Below are 11980 nucleotides of genomic sequence, written 5' to 3' on the forward strand. Positions count from 1 at the left end.
CTTAATTAAATTTTATAACAACTTTTGCTTGCTTCACGTCTTCATAGCTCAAAGTCCACTCTTTTTCAACAGTAACTTTCCCTTTACCTATCGGCTTAGGCTCACGAGCTTTCCATGTAATAGTAACCTCTTCCTTATCTGCTTTTTTTAACAAACCAGTTTCAGTTCTCTTTTCCCTATCTGTTATTTGAACATCTCTACCGATATTTTTAACAAACTGCCTAGGAGAACTTAAAGGAGAAGAAGCACCTGCACTTAGAACCTCTATAGAAAAATCATATTCTTCTCGATCTAAATTGTGCTCTACCGCTCTAGAAAAAAACATACAATCAGACAGTTTCACACCGTCATCGCCATCTATAATGACTTTGATCTCGTTCCCAGCACCCATTTTGAAATCAATCAAAAAGATATCTGGACGTTCTTCAAACGCTTCGTTTAATAATTTTTCTACTTTATCTTTCAACATATTTATAAAAAGAGGGGACTTTAGTCCCCTCATACTTGTTTAAATACTTTGCAAATATACTGTTTTTTTAAGCATTTCCAAAGCCTTAAAAAACAGAGTGATAAACATGCTATTTTTTTGTATCTTTAAGTGATATAAAAAACTACCATTATGAAAAAGATCATCGTACCTACAGATTTCTCCATACAAGCCGAAAACGCACTGAGAGTGGCTGCTGATATAGCAAGAGAAAATGATGGAGAATTATTTTTACTCCACCAACTAGACCTTCCACTACACCTTGCAAATAATGGAAGTTCAAATTTACCAGAGGCCGTATTTTTTATGAAGCTAGCCAAAGAAAAATTTGACAATCTATTAAACGCAGACTTTTTAAAAGGCGTTACCATTCATGGTGATGTAGAAACAGGAGCCGCATTTAGCGGAATTATGGACACTGTAAAAAGACACAATGCGGACCTTATTGTAATGGGTAGTCACGGTACAGATGGTATTAAAAATATGTTCATAGGTTCTAATGCAGAGAAAGTTGTTCGAAATTCTGAGGTTCCTGTTCTAGTGGTAAAAGATCGTAAAAACAGATTAGATGTAAACGACTTCGTATTTGCAACAGATTTAGACCCTAATTCCACAAGCGCATTAAAAGAAGCTGCAGTATTTGCCGAAAAAACTAAATGCAACCTTCATTTACTATATGTAAACACTCCTTCTCAATTCCTTAGCACTAGACAAGCAGAAGAAAAGGTTACCGCATATTTAAAAAATGTAAACGTACAACCAGCAGACTACGTTATATATAATGACAGCTCTGTGGAAGAGGGTGTATTTAACTACACTAAAGACGTTAAAGGAGATCTAATAGGAATGGCTACTCATGGCCGCCGCGGACTATCACACTTTTTCAATGGAAGCGTCAGTGAAGATATAGTGAACCACTCTAGCTTACCAGTAGTTACATTTAGAATTAAGTAACATTTCGCTTTCGCGAAAGCGAAACTATTAAAACCAAAAAATCCTGATTCAATTAAGAATCAGGATTTAATTGTTGTCCCACAAGGATTCGAACCTTGAATGACGGTACCAAAAACCGAAGTGTTACCATTACACCATGGGACAAAATCGAGTGCAAATTTATAACATTTCTTAAATCTCACAAAAAAAAATCGAAAAAATTTAAATAAGTTTTTGATTAAAGTAAACACACCCTCTTGAATCGCCTTTATTTATTGATAAATGCTATTTAAAAAGTTTTAAAAAAAATCTTATCAAAATTTACATACTGTAATTTTCTCTTAGACGTTTATACGGTTAATAAGGGCATAAAATCTTATTTTCGCCAGAGTTAACCATCATTATGAAATTGAACTACGCACAATTAAATAAAATTATAGGCTGGACAGTCTTTGCAGCAGCACTTTTTATATTCTGGAGCACTGTAGAACCTACAGTAAGCTACTGGGACGCGGGAGAGTATATTGCTACCTCTTCAAAACTAGAAGTAGGACATCCACCAGGAGCACCACTCTACCAGATGATGGGAGCCGCTTTTTCTGTATTCGCACTAGATGCAACGGACATAGCATACACGGTTAATTTACTAGCCGTATTCTCTAGTGCATTCACTATTTTATTTATGTTCTGGTCGCTTACTTTACTTTTAAAAAGACATATTTTAAAAGATGGCGCAAATGACGTGATGATATTAGGAGCGGCCGCTATAGGATCATTAACCTTTGCAGTTTCTGACAGTTTCTGGTTTAATGCTGTAGAAGCAGAAGTTTATGCACCAGCAACCTTGCTCATGAGTCTTATGTTTTACATAGGCTTATTATGGGAACGCGACATGCTATTACCACGCGGCAACCGCTGGTTAATACTGATTTCATTTATAGTAGGACTATCATTTGGTATTCACTTTATGGGTATTCTTACCATACCTGCTATAGGACTGTTATGGTATTTTAAACATTATAAAAAAATAACTGTCCTCAACTTTATTGTTGCTAATATAGCAGTGGTTGCCGTATTACTATTCGTTTTTAAACTACTACTTCCTTATACGTTAAGCATATTCGGATACTTAGAAGTATTCTTTGTTAACGACATAGGACTACCTTTTAACTCTGGTACTATAATCGTTCTCTTACTTATAGTTGGATTATTTGCATTTTTAATCTCGCTTTCGCGAAAGCGTAACTTACCTCTATTAAACACGATTACTTTATGCATCATGTTTGTATTAGTAGGTTTTTCTTCTTGGACCATGCTACCTATAAGGGCAAATGCAGGAACACCTATTAATGAAAACGCACCAGAAGATGCTCGTTCTTTATTAGCTTATTACAACCGTGAACAATACCCATCACCTGGTTTATTCTTTGGAGAGTCGTTTACCGATATGTATGCTGGATATAATGAAGACGACCCAACTACTGAAGACAATGAAGCGTTTAAAGACGAAAAACCTAAATACGAGAAAGACTATAAATTGGGTAAATATGTAATCGTTAATAATTATAAGGACGCGATACCTAATACAAACGACAGTCATAAAGGGTTTTTTCCACGTATGACAGACCCATCTAGAGCGTCTAATTACATAGAATTTATGGGTGGTCTAGACTACACCATAAAAGAAGGTTTTGAAAACAATCAAGAACTACTATCTGTTCTAGATGATTATGAACGTAGACTGCAACGAGGTACAATTGATACCGAAGAATATATAGACGTATTAATGTCTTTAAGGGAAGCTGTAGAAATAGACAAACCTAGTTTTGCTAACAACATGAAGTATATGGCAAATTACCAGGTGAGCTATATGTATATGCGTTATTTCATGTGGAACTTTGTGGGTAAACAAAATGACGTACAAGGAGAGTGGGATTCTTATGACGGCAACTGGTTAAGCGGCATTAGTTTTATAGATGAGGCACATCTAGGTACCCAAGACGAACTAAGTGATGACATGCTTAATAATAAAGGACGCAACACTTATTTTTTCCTACCATTAATATTAGGAATATTAGGCGCCGTTTTTCATGCTCGTAAAGATTTAAAATCCTTTTATGTAACTCTGGTGCTCTTCCTTTTTACAGGACTTGCCATACTTGTGTACCTTAATCAATCCATGTTTCAAGTACGAGAGCGTGATTATGCTTATGTAGGATCTTTTCTAGTATTCAGCATGTGGGTAGGAATGGGAGTTTATGCCATTTATGAAATGCTGCGCGATCTTATGAAGTCTAGAATTGCACAAATTATTTCACTAACAGCTTGTTTTGCAGCTGCTCCATTACTTATGGGATATCAAAATTGGGATGATCACGATAGATCTGATAAATACACAGCTCTAGCAAGTGCTAAGAAATATCTAGACAGCTGTTTACCTAATGCGTTGATCTTTACTATAGGAGATAATGACACATTTCCATTATGGTATGCACAAGAAGTAGAAGGCTATCGTACAGACGTGCGTGTCGTATGTACTTCACTATTAAGTACAGACTGGTACATGGACGATATGAAAAAGAAAGCATGGGATAGCGAGCCTATACCTAGCACTTTAACTCATAGCAAATATAAATACGGTACTCGTGATGCTCTTTATTACTCAGATAAAGAACGTATTCAACAACGCATGCAAGATCTGAATCAAGATCCTAATTATGTTTTTCCAGACACGATGAAATTAGATCAATGGATGGAATGGGTAGCTAGCGATAACAAAGTCACTCAAGAACAAATGAGAAACGAGCACTTTGAGCACACATTCCCAACAAAGTTTATCTCTATTCCTGTGAATAAAGAAGCTGTTCTAAAGAATGGTGTTGTACCGCAAAAAGATGCTGATAAAATCGTGGATGAAATAGTCATAAACATAAAAAGCAATGCCGTTTATAAAAACAGAATGTTTATGCTAGACATTATTAACGCAAACAACTGGGAACGTCCTATTTATTTCTCTGGTGGCGCATTTAGTGACGAAGATTATATATGGATGAAAGACTATCTACAACTAGATGGTTGCGCTTATAGATTACTACCTATTAAAACTACACCAGAAGATCCACGCGATCCATTTGACATGGGTAGAGTAGATCCTGATTATGCATATCAAGTAATCAAGAAATGGGACTGGGGTAACGGTGGTTCTTCAGACATATATCATGATGTAGAGACTAGACGTAATAGTGTAGGTTACAGAAGCAACATTACTCGTGCTGCAGAGGCATTAATGAAAAATGGGCAACTAACTAAGGCTGAAGAAATACTAGATTTAGGTATGAAGCACATGCCCGTAGAATATTATGGCAATTACTCGATGCTAGAACCTTTTATTTCCGGATATTATGAACTTAACAAGCAAGAAAAAGCAAGGGATTTATTAAATAAAGTCATTGCAAAATACCAAGATGAATTGGATCATTACAACCAGTTGAGTCTAGAGGAACAAGACAATAATTATCTAAGAATTGCAACAGCAATTTCTAGATACAATTCTATTGCCGAGGTTCCAGTATTTTATGAAGATCAAGAAATGATCAATAAACATGTAGATACTTACAATGGGTACTTCGAGCCGTTTATCAGGTTTATGAATGACGCTTATTACATCAGGAAAAAAGGAGAAAGCCCGGAAGAATCATTCCCAGACTCTGCTGAAGCGATGGAATTAAGAGATCTTCTTGACAACTCTGTAGATAACGTTACTACGTCTCAACAAGAGACCATAGCAGATACATTAAGTCAAGATTAAATTATATCCAGATCACATATCAGACAAGTTCTCTAACTTGTTTAAAAACTATTATTGGCACGGTAACCGTGGAGAAAAAACAGTCTATCTAACTTTTGATGACGGTCCTACTCCACTGGTTACCGACTTTGTCACAGACCTTTTATCTCAATACGGTTTTAAAGCAACTTTCTTCTGTATAGGAGATAAAGTAGATCGTTATCCAGAAACTTATAGGCTTCTAAAAAACCAAAAACATCAAATAGGCAACCATACTTACCACCATCTTAACGCCTGGACTACTAAAAGAAAGACGTACCTAGATAATGTTAATGAGTGTAGCAAAGTGGTAAATACAAAACTATTTAGACCACCATACGGTCGAATAACTCCTTCAGTTACTAAAAAGTTGATTAAAAAAGGGAATAAAATAGTTCTCTGGGATGTCCTATCAGGCGACTTTGATCAAAGTAGAACATCCGAATCTTGCCTGAAAAACTTAAAGAAAAACACACGTAACGGCAGTGTCATCGTATTTCACGACAGCGATAAATCTTTTGAAAAATTAAAAGTAATATTACCAGAATACCTGGCATTTCTAAAAGAAAAAGGTTGGGAAAGTAAATCTATTTCACAACCATAATTTATTTAATGCAGTTGTTTTAATTGATGTATCAAGGTATTATCATCTTGCGCACCGCTTTGCCTCCACTTCATCTCACCACCTTGATATATAATAAAAGTAGGAACACCTTTTATTCTAAGTGCTTCAGAGAGCTCTTGATTTTTTTCTACATCTATTTTAATAACCTTGGCTTTATCACCTAAGGCTGCAGCCACATTACGTAACACTGCATTCATAGCAACGGTATCCTCATTCCAGTCAGTAAAAAAATTGAACAATACTGGAACATTTGCACTAATAAGCTGGCCGAACTTTGACATAATCACAAATTATACTATCAAATGTACATAAAATCGTCAAAACAAAACATAAACTATTCTTAACAAGACAGTAACGATGGTAAAATAAATCGATAAATTAAAGGATTACCCCTTTTTTAAAGTAATTACTGTGATTTCTGGCCATATTCCTGCTCGCCCTGAATAACCTAAGAAGCCAAAACCTCTATTCACATTCAAGAATTGACCTGCTTCTTTATAGATACCTGCCCATTTTTTATAAACAAACCATGCCGGACTCAATTTAATAAAGCCAGGTATTTCTATACCAAATTGCATACCATGTGTATGACCACTCAGAGTAAGATGGTATTTCTTATCGTCGTCTTTAACTTGTAAATCCCAATGTGTAGGATCATGACTTAAAAGGACTTTGAACTCTTCCTTACTTAATCCCTGAGATGCTTTTGCAAGATCACCATATTTAGGAAAACGGCCGCCACCCCAATTTTGCACACCTACTAGAGAAATAGAGTCCGTACCACGAGTGATTTTCTCATTTTCATCAAGCATTAATCTCCACCCCATATCTTTCTGGATTTTATAGAGCTGCTGCATATTTTCTTCTTTAGCCTCGTCAGTATCCCATTGCACATAATCTCCATAATCATGGTTTCCTAGAACAGAGTACACTCCATCCTTTGCTTTAAGAGAACCGAATATACTTTCCCAACCATGCATCTCTTTAGCTTCGTTATTAACTAGATCACCAGTAAATAAGATCAAATCACTTTGTTGTTCATTAGCCAAGTTAATCGCATACGCCACCTCTTCCTTATCATCAAAACTACCAACGTGAATATCACTTAATTGAGTAATTTTATATCCATCAAACGCATCTGGCAAATCTTCAAAGGTCAACTCATATTCTCTAACTTGATAATCATATTTACCACGCCATGCACCATATAATATAGCACCAAAGGGCAGGGCCGCCACAGCGAGACCTACTTTAGCAAGAAAAGCTCTTCTACTAGGTAAAAACGATTGATCCTGTTCTTGATTTTGAGTGAGCGTTTTTATCAAACCTACTATACTTCTATAAATATCTTCACCGAACATAAATAAGAAGAACACTAATTTTAATGTGAAAAATGCCAGTGTAATAGTGATAGCCAAATCTCTAGAAGCAGATATCTGACTGCGATCTGGATTTAAATAAAACTGTAAAAATACATTGAGAATAACCAAAACAGAAACTGCCAGGTACACCCATTTCCACCAGTGACCTCTAGATAAGGTGCGTATTAACTGAAAGGAATAAAACTCAAGAGCGATAAAAATCGCGAGAACGATAAGTAGTCTAGTCATAATGCAATATTACTGCCTTTTGGCTTTTAAAATGTTGCAATATCGTTAAAGACTGAAAATGAAAAACATCCATTTTTTTTTACCATCAATCAATACAGCACTTTTTTATCAAAAAAAGTAAATTATTTACACGGTACATGCTTTAATTTTGCTCATCTTAAACACATCACTTTATAATTTTGGTAAAAAACGATCCCTACGCAGCGTTAAGAATTAAGGAGTTCAACATCTTTTTAATCATGCGCTTTTTATTAGTATTCGGCTGGTCCATGCAGTTTATTGTTATCGAGTGGCAGGTATACTCATTAACTAAAGACCCATGGTCGCTAGCCTTAATAGGTTTGATGGAGTTTGTACCAGCGTTCTCGATGGCATTATTTGCCGGTCACATAGTAGATCAAAAAGAAAAACGCAATCTCCTAGCGCTATGTATTGCAGCTTTTTCCCTTATCAGTTTAGGATTATTTTTATTAACCTGGCCAGAAATAGTAGGTAACTGGTCTACCAGCACTGTTTTATACAGTATTTATGCATTGGTTTTTTTCGGTGGTTTTTTAAGATCCTTTTTTGGCCCTATTCTATTTTCACTTATTGCGCTTATCGTACCTAAGAAAGTCTATCCTAACGCAGCTACTTGGAGCAGTTCTGCCTGGCAAATTGCATCTGTAGTAGGACTTGCTTTTTCAGGATTTGCGATTAACTGGTTCGGTGTACACTGGTCCTTATGTATTGTTTTCAGCCTAGTTGTATTATCATTTTTTACCGTTTTCCTTATTTCTAAAAAACCTATTTTAAATACCAAGATTAACGAGCCTATTATCCAAAGTCTAAAAGAAGGATTGGGTTTTGTCTTTAATACCAAAGCTATTCTAGGAGCACTAACACTAGACATGGTCTCTGTTCTATTCGGTGGTGCGGTTATTTTATTACCCATTTTTGCTCAAGATATTTTATGTGTAGGTAGTGAAGGTTTTGGTATTTTGAGAGCTGCGCCGTCTGTAGGTGCCATATTAACCATGATTGCTACCGCATATATACCCATAAGTAAAAATGCTGGTATGAAATTACTTGCCGCTATTTTGGGATTTGGAATTTGTATTATCGTTTTTGGACTGTCCACTTCTTTTTGGGTATCTGTAATCGCCTTATTCTTCAGTGGTGTGACAGACGGCGTTTCTATGGTCATAAGACAGACCATACTCCAGTTAAAAACACCTGATCACATGCGCGGTCGTGTGGCGTCCGTGAATTCTATGTTTGTAGGATCTTCAAATGAATTGGGTGCTTTTGAAAGTGGTGTTACTGCAAAATTAATGGGAACAGTAACAGCCGTAGTATTCGGTGGTACGATGACACTAATCACAGTTATTTCAACAGCTTTAGTATCTCCTTCTTTTAGAAAATTAGACCTTAGAGAAGATTTTAAGGATAGTAGTATCGATGAGTCATCATTATAGAAAATAATTGTTGTGATCTCGCTTTCGCGAAAGCGGAACACCTATCCACATAACTCTATCATAAAAGCATTTTACACAGCACATCGTTGTGTATAAAAAGTCATAATTGGCTTATAGATTCCTTATTTTCCTAGGTTCGTTTTTTATCTTTAGCATCCATAAAATTTCACGATGACTAACGACGGTACAAACGATAAAAGATTATTTCTCCTAGATGCTTATGCTTTGATTTTTAGAGGTTATTATGCACTTATTAAGAACCCTAGAATCAATAGTGCCGGTATGGATACTAGTGCAATTATGGGTTTTACAAATTCGCTTTTTGACGTTATTAGACGTGAGAAACCAGAATATCTAGCCGTTGCATTTGATAAAGGTGGTAGTGCAGACCGTGTGGAGATGTACGAAGATTACAAAGCAAACCGAGATGAAACACCTGAGGCGATTAAAATAGCGGTTCCTTATATCATGCGTATTTTAAAAGCCATGCACATTCCTATAGAGGTAGTAGAAGGAATTGAGGCTGATGACCTGATAGGAACACTAGCAAAACAAGCCGAAAAAGAAGGTTTTACTACTTATATGGTAACACCAGATAAGGATTATGCACAACTCGTGTCTGAAAACATTTTTATGTACAAACCTGCCCGTATGGGTAATGGAATTGAGATATGGGGAATTCCTGAGGTACAAAAGAAATTTGAAGTAGAGCGACCTGAACAAGTTATCGATTATTTAGGTATGATGGGTGATGCGAGTGATAACATCCCGGGATTACCTGGTGTAGGAGATAAAACAGCTAAGAAATTTATCGCTGCATACGGTTCTATGGAAGGTTTACTAGAAAATACCGACCAGCTTAAAGGTAAAATGAAAGAAAAAGTAATCGCTAATGCAGAGTTAGGCCTTCTTTCTAAAAAACTTGCCACCATAAGACTGGACTGCCCGGTAACCTTTGATGCCAAAAAATACGAACTGGACGACCCTAACGTAGAAGAGGTTCACGATATCTTTGACGAGTTAGAATTTCGTCGTGCAAAGGAGACTCTGGCAAAAATATTTTCTAAAGAATTACCAGAGACTAAAACTAAAGGCGCAAAGACTGACGATGCTGGCGCTGGGCAATTCTCTTTATTTGACGCTCCAGGTTCTGGAATCACTACAGAGGCACAATCTATAGGACGCAACACTCTTGCTAGCAGTGATCACTTATACCAGTTAGTAGAAGAAGGAATGGGAACTAAATTGTTCTTACAGTCTTTAATGAAGCAATCTAGTGTCTGTTTTGACACAGAAACAACAGGTCTAGATGCACTTGCTGCCGAGTTAGTAGGAATTGCATTTTCTTGGGAACAAGGAAAAGGCTTTTACTTACCTATTCCGGAAGATCGTGATGCCGCACAAGCTATCGTAGATGAATTAAAACCATTTTTTGAAAGCGAAAGCATCGAAAAAATAGGTCAGAATTTAAAGTACGATATTAAAGTATTAGACAAATATGGAGTCCATGTAAAAGGACCGATGTTCGACACCATGCTGGCTCATTATCTTATTAATCCAGATATGCGTCACAATATGGACGTGCTGGCAGAAACTTATTTGAACTACACACCGCAATCTATCGTAGAACTGATAGGGAAGAAAGGGAAGAACCAACTTTCTATGCGCGCTGTAGATCTAGAAAAACAAAAAGAATACGCGGTAGAAGATGCCGATATCACTTTACAACTTAAGGAACATTTTACTCCAGAACTTGCTAGCGCAGGAACCGATAAACTTTTTAACGATATAGAAATGCCTTTACTAGATGTACTGGCTGCTATGGAAATAGAAGGTATTAATCTAGACGAAGAGTTTTTAAACTCACTATCTGGTGATCTAGACACAGATATCACTCAATTAGAAAAAGATATATATGAAGTTGCTGGAGAAGAATTTAATATAGGTTCTCCTAAACAGTTGGGAATTATTCTATTTGAAAAATTAAACCTGGTTGAAAAACCTAAAAAGACTAAAACTGGTCAATACTCTACTGCTGAAGATGTACTGAGTTACCTAGCAAAAGATCATGCGATAGTTCAAAATGTTCTTGATTATCGTGGTTTAAGTAAATTAAAATCTACTTATGTAGACGCTTTGCCTAATCAGGTAAATACTCAAACAAAACGCATACACACTAACTATATGCAAACGGTAGCTGCGACAGGAAGATTAAGTTCTACAGATCCTAACTTACAGAATATACCTATACGTACAGAGCGTGGTCGTCAGGTGCGTAAAGCATTTGTGCCAAGAGATGAAAACTACACACTTCTCGCTGCCGATTATTCTCAAATAGAATTAAGAATTATTGCTGCTTTGAGTGAAGAAGAAAACATGATCGCTGCTTTCCAAAGCGGTGAAGATATTCACGCCTCTACAGCTGCCAAGGTTTTTAATGTAGCACTAGAAGATGTGACTAGAGAACAACGTAGCAATGCAAAAACGGTTAATTTTGGGATTATATACGGTGTAAGTGCTTTTGGTTTAAGTAATCAAACCGATCTTACTCGTGCAGAAGCAAAAGAATTGATAGACACCTATTATGCTACATATCCTAAACTTAAATCCTACATGCAAGACCAAGTGGATTTTGCTCGTGAGAATGGTTATGTAGAAACGATTTTAGGAAGACGTCGTTATTTAAATAATATCAATAGCTCTAACGGTATCGTACGTGGTGCGGCAGAACGTAATGCGGTTAACGCACCGATACAAGGTAGCGCAGCAGACATTATTAAAATTGCCATGATCAACATACACAAGAAGTTTGAAGAGATGAACTGCAAGTCTAAAATGTTATTACAAGTTCATGATGAATTGGTTTTTGACATTCATAACGATGAGTTAGAAGACATGAAAAAACTCATTCAAGACGAGATGCAAAATGCTTATAAAATGAGTGTACCACTAGATGTAGAAGTTGGCGTTGGACAGAATTGGTTAGAAGCGCATTAAAATACAAACAAAAAAGACCTGCTACGGCAGGTCTTTTTTATGTTT

General features: G+C 36.3%; 8 protein-coding genes and 1 tRNA gene. 5 read left to right on the forward strand and 4 right to left on the reverse strand.

The features are described 5' to 3' along the window. Nucleotide 1: 1 nt before the first annotated feature. Complete coding sequence (gene rimP, locus ABJF08_RS05440; protein ID WP_348115057.1) at nt 2-469, reverse strand: ribosome assembly cofactor RimP; 468 nt, start codon at nt 467-469, stop codon at nt 2-4. 150 nt (nt 470-619) lie between these two features. Here rimP and ABJF08_RS05445 point away from each other — a divergent pair, with 150 nt between their 5' ends. After that, nucleotides 620-1441, forward strand: coding sequence for a universal stress protein (locus tag ABJF08_RS05445; protein WP_348115058.1), 822 nt, complete (start codon nt 620-622; stop codon nt 1439-1441). Nucleotides 1442-1514: 73 nt separating this feature from the next. Here ABJF08_RS05445 and ABJF08_RS05450 read toward each other — a convergent pair. Then, nucleotides 1515-1585 (reverse strand) — tRNA-Gln (locus ABJF08_RS05450). Between the two features lie 238 nt (nt 1586-1823). On the opposite strand from ABJF08_RS05450, the gene ABJF08_RS05455 reads away from it, so the two are divergent. Beyond that, nucleotides 1824-5228, forward strand: coding sequence for a DUF2723 domain-containing protein (locus ABJF08_RS05455; RefSeq protein ID WP_348115059.1), 3405 nt, complete (start codon nt 1824-1826; stop codon nt 5226-5228). A gap of 37 nt (nt 5229-5265) precedes the next feature. Next, a complete protein-coding gene (locus ABJF08_RS05460; protein ID WP_348115060.1) occupies nt 5266-5850 on the forward strand; it encodes a polysaccharide deacetylase family protein in 585 nt (194 codons plus the stop codon). Between the two features lie 5 nt (nt 5851-5855). Here the strand turns inward: ABJF08_RS05460 and ABJF08_RS05465 are convergent, their stop codons facing one another. Together ABJF08_RS05465 and ABJF08_RS05470 are read right to left on the reverse strand one after the other, a co-directional pair. Beyond that, a complete protein-coding gene (locus tag ABJF08_RS05465) occupies nt 5856-6152 on the reverse strand; it encodes a thioredoxin family protein (RefSeq protein ID WP_348115061.1) in 297 nt (98 codons plus the stop codon). A 105-nt stretch (nt 6153-6257) separates the two neighbouring features. Continuing rightward, nucleotides 6258-7481 carry a metallophosphoesterase gene (locus ABJF08_RS05470; RefSeq protein ID WP_348115062.1) on the reverse strand — a complete coding sequence of 408 codons (1224 nt, stop codon included), beginning with the start codon at nt 7479-7481 and terminating at the stop codon, nt 6258-6260. A gap of 179 nt (nt 7482-7660) precedes the next feature. Here ABJF08_RS05470 and ABJF08_RS05475 point away from each other — a divergent pair, with 179 nt between their 5' ends. Continuing rightward, complete coding sequence (locus ABJF08_RS05475; RefSeq protein WP_348115063.1) at nt 7661-8938, forward strand: MFS transporter; 1278 nt, start codon at nt 7661-7663, stop codon at nt 8936-8938. A 171-nt stretch (nt 8939-9109) separates the two neighbouring features. After that, entirely contained in the window at nt 9110-11935 is a 2826-nt protein-coding gene (gene polA, locus ABJF08_RS05480) for a DNA polymerase I (protein WP_348115064.1), read from the forward strand. The last annotated feature ends 45 nt before the right edge of the window (nt 11936-11980 follow it).

Source organism: Nonlabens sp. (assembly GCF_039941875.1).
In the GTDB taxonomy this organism is placed as follows: Bacteria; Bacteroidota; Bacteroidia; order Flavobacteriales; family Flavobacteriaceae; genus Nonlabens.